Consider the following 14,308-nt stretch of genomic DNA (forward strand, 5'->3'; position numbering starts at 1 on the left):
TTGCACACGTCCTTCACAGCGGTCCGACAAGTATTCGTCCGCCGCTTCCCTCACATCACCGTGCCGCAACCCCCTGTTTCACCGATTCCAGCGGCCTCCGGCGCCCTTATATCGGGCATACGCGGTTCTGTCGGGCTTCTCAGGGAGCACTCAGGGAGCTCTCATGGTCGGGCGTCAGAGTCTGAGTCATGACCGAGAGCTTCCGCCGCAGCGGCGAGTACCCCCAGGGCGACCAGCAGCAGTCCGCGTACACGCAGGGCGACGCGCAGCAGTCCGCGTACCCCCAGCAGCCGTACGCCCCCGCGCACCCCGCGAGCTCCTCCTCCGACTACTCCAACCCCTCCGCCTCCTCCGTGAACCCGGAGTGGCCGCCCCCGCCGGCGTACGAGCCGGCGCAGCAGGGCGCCGCTCCCACCGCACTCCTCACCGAGCCCGTCTCCCCCGCTCCCGCCGCTCCCCGCAAGCGCGCCAAGGGTCCGCTGGCGCTGCTCGCCGCCGTCGCGATAGCCGCCGCGGCCGTGGGCGGCGGCACCGCGTACGCCTTCCAGGAGCTGACCGGCAGCGACACGGTGGCGACCAGCAGCACCAGCACCAGCGTCGTGCCCACCAGCGAGAAGGGCACCGTCGCCGGGGTCGCCAAGGCGGTCAGCCCGAGCATCGTCGAGATCAGCGCCACCTCGAACGCCGGCCAGTCCACCGGTTCCGGCGTGATCATCACCAGCGGCGGCCAGATCATCACCAACAACCACGTCGTCTCGGGCGCCTCCGAGATCAAGGTGCAGCTGAGCAACGGCAAGTCGTACACCGCGAAGGTCGTCGGCACCGACAGCAAGAAGGACCTCGCACTGATCAAGCTGGAGGACGCGCCGTCCGGTCTGACGGTCGCGACGCTCGGCGACTCCACGGGCGTCAAGGTCGGCGACCAGGTCGTGGCGATCGGCTCCCCCGAGGGCCTGACCGGCACGGTCACCAGCGGCATCGTCTCCGCGCTCAACCGTGACGTCACCGTCTCCACGGACGAGAGCCAGGGCCAGCAGCAGCAACAGCAGGGCGGCGGCAGCGGTCAGTGGCCGTTCGAGTTCGGCGGCCAGGAGTTCAACGGCGACACCGGCTCGTCCACGACCACGTACAAGGCCCTCCAGACCGACGCGTCCCTCAACCCGGGCAATTCCGGCGGCGCGCTGATCGACATGAACGGCAACATCATCGGCATCAACTCCGCGATGTACTCCGCCGCGGACGCCACCTCGTCGAGCGCCGGCAGCGTGGGTCTCGGGTTCGCCATCCCGATCAACACCGTCAAGGCCGACCTGGACACCCTGCGGGCCGGCGGCTCCGACAGCTGACCCTCCGCCCGCACCCCTCCGAATCACCTCCTCCGACTCACTCCCTTCGCACCGACCCGGAGTTCGTCATGAAGATCAGGAACGTCTCCCACACCCTCACGGGCGCCGACCCGGCCTCCTTCGCCCTGGCCCTCGAAGTGGCGTACGAGCTCCACGCGCCGGCGCCCCGTGCGCCCGAGCTGGCCGCCGCTGCCGCTCCGCGCGGCGCCCGCCGGGGTGCCGGCGCCCGCACCCGCCGGGCCGTACGAGGCTGATCCCTGCCGGGCTCACGGCCCGGCGGGCGCTACGAGAAAAGCCCTGAACGTGCGAGGCTGACAGCGCCCCGACCACGTCCCACCGCACCCGAGGAACTGACCGCGATGAGCCCCGCCGAAGGCGACCGTGAACCCCAGCGCATCCTGATCGTCGACGACGAGCCGGCCGTGCGTGAAGCACTCCAGCGCAGCCTCGCCTTCGAGGGTTACGACACCGAGGTCGCCGTCGACGGCGCGGACGCCCTGGAGAAGTCCACGGTGTACCGGCCCGACCTGGTCGTCCTCGACATCCAGATGCCCCGGATGGACGGCCTGACCGCCGCCCGCCGGATGCGCGGCGCGGGCACCACTACGCCGATCCTCATGCTGACCGCCCGCGACACGGTCGGCGACCGCGTCACCGGCCTCGACGCCGGCGCCGACGACTATCTGGTCAAGCCCTTCGAACTCGACGAACTCTTCGCCCGCGTACGGGCCCTGCTGCGCCGCAGCTCCTACGCGGCCGCGGCGGTCGGCGCCCCCGCGGACGACGCGCTCACCTTCGGCGACCTGCGCATGGACCTCGCGACGCGCGAGGTCACGCGGAGTGGGCGGCCGGTCGAGCTGACCCGTACGGAGTTCACCCTGCTGGAGATGTTCCTCGCCCATCCGCGCCAGGTCCTCACGCGCGAGCAGATCCTGAAGGCGGTGTGGGGCTTCGACTTCGAGCCGAGCTCCAATTCGCTGGACGTGTACGTGATGTACCTGCGCAGGAAGACCGAGGCGGGCGGCGAGCCGCGCCTCGTGCACACGGTGCGGGGTGTGGGGTATGTGCTTCGGTCGGGTGGGGCGGAGTGAAACGCGTAGTACGCCGGTTCACCTCCCTTCCGATCCGGACCCGGCTGTCGCTTCTGGTCGCGGCAGCGGTGGCGTTCGCCGTGGCGGCCGTCTCGGTGACGTGCTGGTTCCTCGTGCAGGGAAAGCTGTACGAGCAGGTGGACGCCGATCTGCAGAAGTCGGTCGGCATGCGGGGGATCGAGGCCCAGGCCTCGGCCGCGGTCACCAACTGCACGCAGACCACGGCCCCGCAGGACACCGACAACGGCCCCCGGAACACCTATTTCGAGGTGGTCATGGAGGACGGCACGCCCTGTGTCCTGCCGTTCTCCGCAGGCTCGGTCGATGTCACCCAGGGCGACAAGGACCTGATCAAGAAGGCGGACAGTTCTCAGGGCACCTCGCGCAACGGCACCGACTCGGACGGCAACGAAGTACGCGTCCTGATCCTGCCGGGGCTGACCGTCAACGACCCGAACACGCAGACCACCTCCAAGGCCGCCCTCCTCATCGCCCTCCCCCTCAAGAACACCCACGCCACCCTCAACGACCTCGCCCTGATCCTTCTCCTCGTCTCCGGCATCGGAGTCCTGGGCGCAGGCGCCGCCGGTCTCGCGGTCGCCCGCGCGGGCCTGCGGCCGGTCGACAAGCTCACCGAGGCCGTCGAACACGTGGCCCGCACCGAGGACTTGGGCATCCGCATCCCGGTGGACGAGGATAGCGAGGACGAGATCGCCCGCCTCTCCCGTTCCTTCAACTCGATGACGGCGTCGCTGGCGAACTCCCGCGAGTTGCAGCAGCAGCTCATCGCGGACGCCGGTCACGAACTACGAACCCCCCTCACCTCCCTCCGTACGAACATCGAGCTGCTCACCCGCAGTGAGGAGACGGGGCGGCCCATCCCCGAGGCGGACCGCAAGGCGCTGCTCGCCTCCGTCAAGGCGCAGATGACGGAACTGGCCGTTCTGATCGGGGACTTGCAGACGCTGTCGCGGTCGGACGCGGGGACGCCGGCGGACCGTGTGCAGGTGGTGTCGTTGCAGGACACCGTGGAGGCGGCCCTGCGCCGGGCCCGTCTGCGCGGCCCGGAGCTGACGATCACGGCGAACGTGGACCCCTGGTTCGTACGGGCGGAGCCCTCCGCGCTGGAGCGGGCCATGGTGAACATCCTCGACAACGCGGTGAAGTTCAGCCCCGAGGGCGGCACGGTCCACGTCACCCTCAAGGACGGCGAACTGACGGTACGGGACCACGGCCCGGGCATCCCCGCCGACGAACTCCCGCACGTCTTCGACCGCTTCTGGCGCTCCCCCAGCGCACGGGCCCTGCCCGGCTCCGGCCTCGGCCTGTCCATCGTGGCCCGTACGGTCCAACAGGCGGGCGGCGACGTGGCGTTGAGCCCGGCCGAGGGCGGCGGCACGGTGGCGACGATCCGGTTGCCCGGCGCCCCGACACCGCCGCCCGCGCTGGACTGACGCGGCCCGCGGGGGCCGGTCTCAGCCCGCCTGGGACGGGGTCTGCTTCATTCCGTCGACCACTGCACGGTTCTTGATGGCCATGGTGAAGTTCACCGTGCCGGCCTTGATCAGGACGCCCTCTTCCGTGAGCTGCTTCACCTGGACATTGCGCGCACCGAGATAGACATGGGTCTTCTTGTCGAAGATCCACTCCTCGCGCTGCCCGCTGGTCTCGTCCAGCCGGGCCACCGCCACCCCGTGGCGACCGGCGGCGTCCACCGCGTCGTCGACCACGACGACGCCCGGGATCTTGGCGGCGGCCTCGAACAGCGCCGGGTAGAGCTCGGCCGGCGGGTAGCTCTCGGCGAGGAGGTCACCGATGGTGGCGAAGGCCTGCTGGTCGGGGGTGTTTCCCTGGCCCTTGGTCTCCTTGTAGATCTTGGCCAGCAGCTTGTCGGGGTCGGTGGTCAGCTTGGTCAGGTAGTCGTACGACGGGCCGCCCAGGTGCGCCTTCGGGGTGTTGCCCTGCTCGTCGGGCAGGCTCAGGGTCTCGCCCTCGGGGCTGTCGTTGACGGCGGGGTCGATCAGCCAGCCCTTGACGCCGTCCGGGGACTCCCACATCTGCCTGCGGTGCAGTTCATGGCTGGCCAGGCTGGACTTGTCGTCGACGGTCTTCACGAAGGTGTCCGCCAGCACGGACTCGATGTAGATGTACTGGCCGGGCTTGACGGTCGGGTGGTCGCCCTCGGCCGCCGCCAGCGAGATCTGGTCGATCAGCTGGGGCACGCCCTTCGCGGACGCGGTACCGACGTCGGTGGTCAGGGCCGGTCCGGTGGCCACACCGCTGTCCCGTACCCCGCTGCCGTCGCCGCCGACCGTCACCACTCCGGCGATGACCACCGCGGACAGGGCGGCCGCCATCGCGGGCAGCGTGATCGCGGGGCGCGGCAGCCGGAAACGCCGGGCCTTCTGAGGGGCCGTCGCCGTCGCCGTGTGCTCTTCCCGCTGGACCTGCTCGTGGATCTGGGCCATCAGACGCTCCTTGTGGAACTGGTGGCGGCCCGTCGGCAGGTCACGCGCCGTCTGGGACAGGAGCTGTGCGTCCTGGTCCCACTCGGCAGGGTGCTGCCGGGACGTGTTCGCGTTCATCGGTTTCCTTCCTGTGCGGGCCGGATCGCATTTACGTGATCGCCTCTTGTCTGTCGTGCGGGGCGGGCGCCTTCCCGTTTCTCGCGAACTTCCTTGAACGCGATGTCGGCGGCGGGACGCGCCAACTCCCCTTGCTGCATGGCGAGTTGAGGAAGGGCGAGCTGTGCCTCGGCGATCGAGCGCAGTTTCCTGCGGGCGCGGGAGAGGCGGGAGGCCACCGTGCCGACGGGAATGCCGAGCGCCTCCGCCGCGGCCTCGTAGTCCAGGCCCTCCCCCAGGCAGAGCGTGATGACCTCGCGCTCCGGTCTGCGCAGGGTCGCGAGCGCGGTGAGGGCCGTGGCGAGACGGTGCCGGTCGTCGACGCGGTCGGCGACCTCCTCGGCGTGGTCGGGCACGGCGAACTCGGCCGCCGCGGCGGCGTTCGCGGCACGGCGGTAGCGCCGGTTGCTGCGGTACTGGTTGCGCGCCGTGTTCGTGGCGATCCCCAGCAGCCAGGGCCGCAGCGAGCCGCCCTCCGGGTCGACCCTGTCGCGCAGCCGCCACGCCTCCATGAAGGTCGCGGCCATCACGTCCTCGGCCGTCGACCAGTCCGCGGTCAGCCGGAAGGCGTGGTTGTAGACCGCACGGGCGTACGCGTCGAAGAGTTCGGCGAAAGCGCTCGAATCCCCGGCCCGTATCCGGGTTCGCATATGAGTGGTCACCTCTATGAGCTGTACGGCGGGAAGGGCCGCCTTCCCGTGAGCTGCGTCACAAGGGAGGGAAAGGCGGGTCCGGGTTTGCCCGTGCGGAGAAGACCGTGCGAGTCTCGGGCATCATCTCTCCGAAAGGCTGACCGCGATGCTCGGCATGGTTCCAGGTCTGGTCCTCGGCGACGTCCCCTCCCGCGCTTCGACGCGGGAGCGGTAGCCCCTTCCTGCCCGACCTACGAGCCCGTCGTACCGCGCGACACCGCGAGACGGGCCGTCTGCCACGCACGGCGGCTTCCCCACTTCCCCGGCTCCTCGTCGAAGTGCTCTTCGTGCCCACCGCACGTTCGAACACGAGGAGTACGTCGTGTCCACGACGCCTACGACAACACCCACGACCCACTGGTCCGAAGACCGGTCCGCCCCGGCAGCCCAGTCGCTCTCCGCCCGCTGGCACTCCGAGAGCGCTGCACCCCCTCCCCGTCGCGTCGTCGTCGCCGACGACTGCACGAAGGCCGCCACCGCGTACCAACTGGCCTGCGAGGGAACGGCGTTGCTGTGGCGGGGCGACTTCCACAACGCGCGCCGGCTGCTCCAGGCGATGAGCCGCCGTATCGACCGGAAGTCGAGCCCCATCCGGCCCGATGCCGCACCGGCCGAGTCCTTCCGCCTCCACCGCCGGGCCCGCGGCCACCGCGCCCGCGTACTGGGCAAGCTCGTCGTACTCCTGGAGGACGACCACTCCCTCTCCCTGCGCCGGGCTCCGGACGTACGCCGGGCGTGCACCGAGGCGTACGGTCCCCCGCGAGGCGATCGGGCGGTCTCCCTCACGGAGCTGCTGGGTGTCATCGGGGCACATCAGTGGCGCGAGAAGGGTGTGGAGGTACCGGCCCTCGGGGACGGCGTCCGCATCCATCCCCACTACGGCGTGTTCTCCCCGGTCAGAGGCGAGTACATCGACCTGGTCGCACGGGCACCGCTGCCCCCCGCCGCTCGCGGGGGCCGGGCATTCGACCTGGGTACGGGAACAGGGGTGCTCGCCGCCGTACTGGTCCGCCGGGGCCTCGCCCATGTCGTGGCCACCGACATCGGCCCGCGCGCCCTGGAGTGCGCCCGCGAGAACGCCGACCGGCTGGGCCTCGCCGACCGCGTCGAGGTCGGCGGCCCCGCCCTCTACCCCGACGGCCGCGCCGACCTGGTGGTCTGCAACCCGCCCTGGCTCCCCGCCCGTCCGACCTCGACCGTCGAGCAGGGCGTGTACGACCCGGACGGCACGATGCTCCACGGCTTCCTGCACGGCCTGGCCGACCATCTCCGCCCGGGCGGCGAGGGCTGGCTCGTCCTGTCCGACCTGGCGGAACACCTGGGCCTCAGAACACGCGCCGAACTGCTGACCGCCATCGGCTCGGCGGGCCTGCGCGTGACGGGCCGCCTCGACACGAGCCCTCACCACCCGCGGGCCCGGGACACCACGGACCCTCTCCACCGCGCCCGGGCCGCCGAAGTCACCTCGCTGTGGCGCCTGACGCCCGACTGACCCCCGACTGACGCTTCCGGCAGCCGTACGGGTCACCGGGTGGCACTTCCCGGCGGGCTCCGCACGGCTGCTCCACCCCCTCAGCCCACGAACAGCCGCCCCATGGATGCCCCACAGCCAATGCGCCTACTGTCACTTTCAAGCAGCGGGCGGCACGGACGCGGAAGCGGCCGTGGACAGGTACAGGGAGAGCAGCCATGAGTGAAGAACTGCACGACCACGACAGAGGTCTCTCCTTCGACCTGCCGACGCTTCAGCGAAGGAAGATGATCCGGCTGCTGGCCGGGGTCGGCCTGGTTCCGCTGGTGGGCTGCAGCAGCGACGACTCGGACAGCTCGGCCTCGTCCTCCGACCCCTCTGCCGGTTCGTCCTCCGCCGCCTCCTCGGGGAGCGCCGAGTGCGAGACCATCCCCGGCGAGACCGCCGGCCCGTACCCCGGTGACGGCTCCAACGGGGTGAACGTCCTGAAGGAGAGCGGTGTCGTCCGCAAGGACATCACCTCCAGCTTCGGGACGGCGAGCGGCAAGGCGGAAGGGGTGCCGCTGACCGTCACCCTCACCGTCGTCGATGCCGCCTCGGGCTGCGGGACGCCCAAGGAGGGCGCCGCCGTCTACCTCTGGCACTGCGACCGGGAGGGCAACTACTCCCTCTACTCCGACGGCGTCACCGAGGAGAACTACCTGCGGGGCGTCCAGGAGACCGACGCCAAGGGGCAGGTCACGTTCACCAGCATCTTCCCCGCCTGCTACCCGGGCCGCTGGCCCCACATCCACTTCGAGGTGTACGGCAGCCTGGAGGACGCCACCAACGCCACGTCCATCACGGCCACTTCACAGCTCGCCCTCCCCAAGGACGTGTGCGACACCGTGTACGCGACGGACGGCTACGACCGCAGCGTCCAGAACATGGGCCAGCTGTCCCTGGAGACCGACAACATCTTCAGCGACGGCTACGACCAGCAACTGGCGACGACGAAGGGCAGCGTCGAGAAGGGCTACACGGCCACTCTCACGGTGCCGGTGTAGGCGTACATCCGTCGGCACATCTCTTGACGATCCCCAGGGACAACCGCGACGAACCCACCCCGCGCGGCGGGGGCCCCTCGGCGCGCCGCCACGTCACCCTCCTGTACGGGAACGACGGCCGCCGCCTGGGCCTTCCGCATCTCGACGACTTGCAACTGGACGACCCGCGCGCCGAGGTCGCGGACCTTCTCACCGCCGCGGCCAGGCATCGCGGCATGACCTGGGACCGCCGACCCGAGGTCGAGGCGCGCATCCGCCGACGGGCGGGCCACGCAAGGCCCGGGAGCGCGCGTGGACCGGCGCGGTCGTCGTCCTCCTCTGCATGCTCGCGCTCGTGCTGGGGCTGGTCGTCGTCAACGGCGAGGCACCCGTGGTCCTGCTGCTCGTCGGCGTACCGCCGGCGTCCTTCGTCGTTCTCGCGGCCCTCCTCAACTGGCGCTGGGAGTCGCAGGTTCCGCGCTCGCTCAGGGAGCCGGAGCCACCGCAGGCCGTCCGCCGCGGGTAGCCGGCCGAGAGGCCGGGTCCCGGCCGGACCGGATTTTCTGAGGCATCTCTGATCCGGCCGCGATGTCCCCGTGACGTTCGGCGGGTTCGCTTCTTGTCGACCACCGGCGGCGCCGTTCCCCCCTCCGTCGCCGGGTTCCGTCCTCCGGAGGAGAGCTCAGCGTGCGATCCGTACTCAAGTCGGCCCTCAAGAAGAGCGCCCTGGTGGCCGCGTCCACCGCGCTCGCCGTGTCCGGTCTGATGACCGTCGCCGGTCCCGCCCAGGCGGCCGGGCCGGGCGGTGCGACGAACATCCGCGGCGTCGACCCCGGCGACACCGACTCGATGATCGAGCGGCTCTGCAACCAGGAGACCAGCCTGACGGGCGTCTACGGCGCCCTCAACGTCGACACCGGCGAGTTCAAGACCCAGGACGAGTACCTGCGGGACGTCTTCGGGCTGTGGGAGCCCGCCGGGCCGTGGGAGCTCTTCCGTGGCTGGTGCGGGTACGCGCAGGCATCGACCTGGTCCACCAAGGGGACCGCTGTCCGCACCTCGCCGTGGATCGGCAACCGCGGTTCGAAGGACGACAAGGAGACCTTCGTCAGCAGCTACGGCACGAAGACGTTCGCCAAGAAGAGCGTCGGTGCCTCGATCAGCCTCTCCGCCGCGAAGAGCATCTTCTCGGGCACCGCGGGCGGCAGCTTCACCTACGAGTGGGGCTGGGAGAAGAGCTCGTCCTTCGAGCGCCGCAGCGAGAAGACGATCCCGCCGTGCACCCAGGTCGCCGTGACGTGGACGCCGTACCAGCGCGTGGTGCGGGTGAACCCGGTCTTCTACGTCGAGGACTACCAGTGGAACAAGGGAGACGGCCGTAAGACCGCGCACAGTTGGCGCGACCGGGGCTACCAGACCATCTACTCGTACGGCTACTACATCGACGGCACCTCCGACAAGCTCCTGCCCAACGGACAGCCCGACGGCCGTGAGGACAAGGTGGAGGAGAAGCTGGATCCGACGACCTGCGCCTAGCAGGCGAGCAGGCGGGATCCCGGCGACAGGAACCGGTCGACAGGACCCGAGCAACAGGAACCCGGCAACCTTTCCGTGCGGGGCGGCGACTCACCAGCGATCCGACTCCCCCCACCCCCGCACGGAAGGTACGCCGCATGAGTGAGCGCCGCGGCAGGACGACTGCCGGACCCCGCCACCGCAGAAGGAGGACCACGCTGACGGTCGGCATCCCACTGGCCCTGACCGCCGCCGTGACCACGACCTACGGCACCGGCCTCGGCGTCTTCGGCGAGGGCGCCGGGCAGACGGCGTCCGCCGCGACCACTGCCACCGCGGCGACAAAGGCCATCACTGCCGCCACCGTTGCCGCGCCGGCCTGGACCGCCGACACCGCCGACGGCTTCGCCTCCGTCAACTCGCTCGGCCAGAACGGCACTTACGGCGGTCGCGGCGGCCAGACCGTCACCGTGAAGACCCTCGCCGACCTGGAGAAGTACGCGACCGCCGAGGAGCCGTACGTCATCGTCGTGGCCTCGGCGATCACCATGAACCCGGTCGGCAAGGAGATCAAGGTCAGGTCCGACAAGACCATCGTGGGCCAGGGCACGTCCGGGCAGATCGTCGGCGGCGGCTTCTTCCTCGGCACCGGCGTGCACAACGTGATCATCCGGAACCTGACGATCCGTGACTCCTACCAGGGCGTCTGGAACGACAAGGACCACGACTTCGACGCGGTCCAGATGGACGGCGCCCACCACGTGTGGATCGACCACAACGACCTGCGCCACATGGCCGACGGGCTCATAGACGTCCGCAAGGACAGCACCAACGTGACGGTGTCCTGGAACAAGTTCAGCGACAACAACAAGACCTTCGGCATCGGCTGGACCGAGAACCTCGTCACCGACATCACGATCCACCACAACTGGTTCCGCGAGACCGAGCAGCGCAACCCGTCCACGGACAACGCGGCCCACGCGCACCTCTACAACAACTACCTCCAGGACGACCCGGGCACGACCATCAAGTCGTCCTACGGCAACTACTCGCGCGGCAGCACGAAGATGGTCCTGGAGAACAGCTACTTCCAGGGCATGAACAACCCGGTCACCAAGGACGCCACGGCCGCGATCGTCCAGCGCGGCAACACCTTCTCCGGCACCAGCGGCCGCAACGAGAGCGGCGGCACCGCCTTCGACCCCAGGTCGTTCTACGACTACACGCCGGACAGGACGGCGGACGTGCCCGCACTGCTCACGGCCGGCACGGGACCGCGTACGACGATCGGCACCGCGAACGGCACCGCGGGCGCGGCAAGCACAAAGGCGGCCACCGGGGCAGCGGCCACCACTCTCACCGTGGCCAAGGACGGCTCGGGCCAGTTCACAACAGTCCAGGCCGCCGTCGACGCCGTCCCCGCGAACAACCCCTCCCGCGTGGTGATCTCGGTCAAGCCGGGCACGTACCGCGAGACGGTCAAGGTCCCGGCGAACAAGCCGCACGTGACCGTCCAGGGCACGGGGGCCAGCCGCAAGGACACCGTCATCGTCTTCAACAACGCGGCCGGTACGGCGAAGCCCGGCGGCGGCACGTACGGCACCAGCGGCAGCGCGACCGTCGCCGTCGAGGCCGACGACTTCCAGGCCCGCAACCTGACGATCAACAACGACTTCGACGAGGCGAGGAACCAGAGCCTGAGCGGTCACCAGGCCGTGGCGCTGCGCACCGCCGCCGACCAGGTCCTCCTCGACGGGATCATCGTCGACGGCGACCAGGACACCCTCCTCCTGGACACCGCGGCCAAGGACAGGCTCGGCCGGGTCTACGTCGCCAACTCCTACGTCAGCGGCAACGTCGACTTCGTCTTCGGGCGCGCGACCGCCGTGATCGACCAGTCCGTCATCACCCTGAAGAAGCGCTGGGACGGCACGTCGGCGGGCTACATCACCGCACCCAGCACCGCCGCCGACCGCAAGGGCATCCTCATCAACCGCTCGGTCGTGAACGGTGACGTGTCCGCCGGGAGCTTCTTCCTCGGCCGCAACTGGCACGCGGGCGGCGACGCGACCCTGCGCCCGCAGACCACGGTCCGCAACTCCACGCTCAGCGCCGCGGTCAAGTCGACCCCGTGGTCGGACATGGGCGGCTTCTCCTGGAAGAACGACCGCTTCGCCGAGTACAGGAACACCGGCCCCGGCTCGGGCGCCGCGAGCGGCGACCGCCCGCAGCTGACCGACTCCCAGGCCACCGGCCAGGAGGTCGCGGACTGGCTGGGCAACTGGACCCCGACCGCCTGACGCCCCGACGTCACGCCGGTCGACACACGTCCGGCTGGGGAGCGCGAGCCAAGAGCCGCTCCCCAGCCGGCGCCCCCCTACCCAGCCGCATCCCTACGGGCACGGTTGCGGCAACAGCCTCATGGCCGTCTCCACATCCACGCCCACGCCCGTCATCGGCCCCGCAAGACCCGCGTACACCCCTCCCCGCGCCATCAGCTCCCCGTGCGTGCCCTCCTCCACCAGCCGTCCACCGTCCACGACCAGGATCCGGTCGGCGTCGGGGGCGAGGGTCAGATCATGGGTGATCATGACGGTCGTACGGCCGGACACCAGGCGCCGCAGCGGCTGGACGACCCTGCGGGCGGCGGGCCCGTCGAGTCCGGTGGTCGGTTCGTCGAGTACGAGGACGGGGGCGGCCCGCAGGATCGCGCGGGCCAGGGCGACGCGCTGGAGCTGGCCGCCGGAGAGGACGGCCGTGCCGGGTGCGATCTCCGTGTCGTACGCGTCCGGCAGCGCGCCGATGAACGCGTGGGCGTCGGCGTCCCGCGCGGCCCGTTCGATCTCCTCGTCGCTCGCGCCCGGCCGCCCGCACCCGATGTTCTCGCGGATCGTGCCGTGCAGGATCAGCGTCTCCTGGGGCAGCAGGGCGACGTTCTCGCGCAGGAACTCCAGGGGTACGTCCGTGAGCGGGACGCCGTCCAGGCAGATCACGCCCTCGGTGGGGTCGTAGAAGCGGGTCAGGAGCTTGGAGAGCGTGGACTTTCCGGCGCCGCTCGGGCCGGTGACGAGGACGAACTCGCCGGGTCGCGCGGTGAACGTCACGTCGTGCAGGGCGTCGCGCTCCGGCCCGCCCGGGTAGCGGAAGGAGACGCCGTGGAAGCTGACCCAGCCGCGTACGGGCCAGGGCCGCACCGGTTCGGCGGGGTCGGTGACGGCGGGCTCGGCGTCCAGGATCTCCTGGAGCCGCCGGGCGCCTGCCGTCGCGGCGGTCAGTGTCAGGCCGAGCTGGCCGAGGTCGCGGATCGGCGGGTAGAGGTAGCCGAGGAAGGCGGCGAAGGCGAGCAACTGGCCGAGCGACATGCGTCCTTGGGCGATCTCCCAGGCGCCGAGCCCGATGATCGCGAGCACGCACACCGTTTCGACGACCTCGACGAACTGCTCGTACAGCTCACTCGCGCGGGCGCCCCGCACACTGGCGCGCAGCCAGGCCCTGGCCTCACGGTCGAGGCGCTTCTCCTCGGCGCGGCGGCGGTTGTAGGCCTGGGTGAGCACGACGTTGCCCAGTGACTCCTCGACCACCGAGGTGATCGCGCCGTCGGCGGTGCGCTCGTCCTGGGCGGCGGTCCTGATCCGGCCGGCGAAGCGGAGGGCCGCGACGAGGAAGAGGGGGGCGAGGAGGAAGGTGACCAGGGCGAGGTCCCAGCGGATCCAGAGGGCGGCGGCGGAGTAGAAGAGCGCCGAGAACACGGCGGAGACCGTGCCCACGACCCCCGAGACGACCATCTGCTCGATGGCCTCGACGTCACCGGTGAGCCGTTCGACCAGATCGCCCTGCCGGTGTTTCTGGAAGAAGTGCGGCGGCAGGTCCTGGACGTGCCGGAAGACGCTCGCGCGCAGCCGCAGTACGAATCTCTCGGCCGTCCAGACGGCGAGCGAGTTCCCGAGGTACCCGACGACCGCGCCGAGCACGGCCACACCGAGCCAGGCCCCGGCGGGCCCCCAGAAGGCGGCGAGCGAACCGGCTTTCAGCGCGTGATCGGTCAGCTCCGCGAAGAGCAGGATCGAGGCCGTCTCCGCCAGCGCCGACACGATCACACACGCGACGATCAGCAGCAGCCATTTGCGGTCGCCGCGCGTCAACGGCCAGAACCGCGCGAATGCCTCCCGGACTTCCCGCATGCCGTCACATTCCCTTTCCTGATTCCCTGGGATCCTGATTCCCCGGGTCACTGGTTCGCCGGTCCCCGTCAGCGGATCCGAAAAATGGCCGAGGCGGGGTCTCCGGAACGAATCCGGAGACCCCGCCTCGTGGCAGTGGCTACTTCTTTCCCACCGGGCGACGCTGCGGCTTCTTGGCACCGGGCTGCGGCGCGGGCTTCGCGGCGTGCTTCTTGGGGGCGGCGGGCTTGCGGTTCTTCCTGACCGGGGTGACCTTGTGGAAGCTCATGAGACGTCCCTCCTTCTTCTGCGATGGATTGCCATTCGCCGTAAGCCCTGTTCGGCTTCGACATGGAAAACACTACGAGACCGCAGAAGCGAAAA

The 14,308-nt window shown here is 70.3% G+C and carries 13 protein-coding genes; 9 read left to right on the forward strand and 4 right to left on the reverse strand.

What is annotated here, in order from left to right:
• Positions 1 to 188: 188 nt before the first annotated feature.
• The 4 genes from OG718_RS26570 to OG718_RS26585 all read left to right on the forward strand — a co-directional run bounded on the left by OG718_RS26570 (position 189) and on the right by OG718_RS26585 (position 3,891).
• The gene (locus OG718_RS26570; protein ID WP_328845350.1) at positions 189 to 1,346 is read left to right on the forward strand and encodes a S1C family serine protease; all 1,158 of its coding nucleotides are present in this window, start codon (positions 189 to 191) and stop codon (positions 1,344 to 1,346) included.
• Positions 1,347 to 1,414: 68 nt separating this feature from the next.
• Positions 1,415 to 1,600, forward strand: a complete 186-nt coding sequence (locus OG718_RS26575) for a hypothetical protein (protein ID WP_328845351.1) — start codon at positions 1,415 to 1,417, stop codon at positions 1,598 to 1,600.
• 105 nt (positions 1,601 to 1,705) lie between these two features.
• A complete protein-coding gene (locus OG718_RS26580; RefSeq protein WP_328845352.1) occupies positions 1,706 to 2,437 on the forward strand; it encodes a response regulator transcription factor in 732 nt (243 codons plus the stop codon).
• The gene (locus OG718_RS26585) at positions 2,434 to 3,891 is read left to right on the forward strand and encodes a sensor histidine kinase (protein WP_143639466.1); all 1,458 of its coding nucleotides are present in this window, start codon (positions 2,434 to 2,436) and stop codon (positions 3,889 to 3,891) included. Before OG718_RS26580 ends, OG718_RS26585 begins: the two co-directional genes overlap by 4 nt.
• Before the next feature lie 21 nt (positions 3,892 to 3,912).
• Here OG718_RS26585 and OG718_RS26590 read toward each other — a convergent pair whose 3' ends face one another.
• On the reverse strand, positions 3,913 to 5,022 hold the full coding sequence (locus OG718_RS26590) for a CU044_5270 family protein (RefSeq protein WP_306938788.1): 1,110 nt from the start codon (positions 5,020 to 5,022) through the stop codon (positions 3,913 to 3,915).
• Positions 5,019 to 5,711, reverse strand: a complete 693-nt coding sequence (locus tag OG718_RS26595; RefSeq protein WP_328845353.1) for an RNA polymerase sigma factor — start codon at positions 5,709 to 5,711, stop codon at positions 5,019 to 5,021. Before OG718_RS26595 ends, OG718_RS26590 begins: the two co-directional genes overlap by 4 nt.
• A gap of 364 nt (positions 5,712 to 6,075) precedes the next feature.
• Between OG718_RS26595 and OG718_RS26600 the strand changes: the two genes are divergently transcribed.
• From OG718_RS26600 to OG718_RS26620, 5 genes are all read left to right on the forward strand, one after another.
• The gene (locus OG718_RS26600) at positions 6,076 to 7,245 is read left to right on the forward strand and encodes a class I SAM-dependent methyltransferase (RefSeq protein ID WP_328845354.1); all 1,170 of its coding nucleotides are present in this window, start codon (positions 6,076 to 6,078) and stop codon (positions 7,243 to 7,245) included.
• Positions 7,246 to 7,442: 197 nt separating this feature from the next.
• The gene (locus tag OG718_RS26605; RefSeq protein WP_328845355.1) at positions 7,443 to 8,270 is read left to right on the forward strand and encodes an intradiol ring-cleavage dioxygenase; all 828 of its coding nucleotides are present in this window, start codon (positions 7,443 to 7,445) and stop codon (positions 8,268 to 8,270) included.
• 322 nt (positions 8,271 to 8,592) lie between these two features.
• On the forward strand, positions 8,593 to 8,775 hold the full coding sequence (locus tag OG718_RS26610; protein ID WP_143639458.1) for a hypothetical protein: 183 nt from the start codon (positions 8,593 to 8,595) through the stop codon (positions 8,773 to 8,775).
• A 161-nt stretch (positions 8,776 to 8,936) separates the two neighbouring features.
• Positions 8,937 to 9,785: a hypothetical protein gene (locus OG718_RS26615; RefSeq protein WP_328845356.1), complete on the forward strand. Its 849-nt coding sequence runs from the start codon at positions 8,937 to 8,939 to the stop codon at positions 9,783 to 9,785.
• Positions 9,786 to 9,922: 137 nt separating this feature from the next.
• Positions 9,923 to 12,064 (forward strand): pectinesterase family protein, encoded by a 2,142-nt coding sequence (locus tag OG718_RS26620; protein ID WP_328845357.1) that lies wholly within the window; start codon positions 9,923 to 9,925, stop codon positions 12,062 to 12,064.
• 93 nt (positions 12,065 to 12,157) lie between these two features.
• Here the strand turns inward: OG718_RS26620 and OG718_RS26625 are convergent, their stop codons facing one another.
• Both OG718_RS26625 and OG718_RS26630 read right to left on the reverse strand, forming a co-directional pair.
• Complete coding sequence (locus tag OG718_RS26625) at positions 12,158 to 13,945, reverse strand: ABC transporter ATP-binding protein (protein WP_328845358.1); 1,788 nt, start codon at positions 13,943 to 13,945, stop codon at positions 12,158 to 12,160.
• A 139-nt stretch (positions 13,946 to 14,084) separates the two neighbouring features.
• A complete protein-coding gene (locus OG718_RS26630; RefSeq protein ID WP_328845359.1) occupies positions 14,085 to 14,213 on the reverse strand; it encodes a hypothetical protein in 129 nt (42 codons plus the stop codon).
• Positions 14,214 to 14,308: the final 95 nt, after the last annotated feature.

Origin of the sequence: Streptomyces sp. NBC_00258 (assembly GCF_036182465.1) — a bacterium.
In the GTDB taxonomy this organism is placed as follows: Bacteria; Actinomycetota; Actinomycetes; order Streptomycetales; family Streptomycetaceae; genus Streptomyces.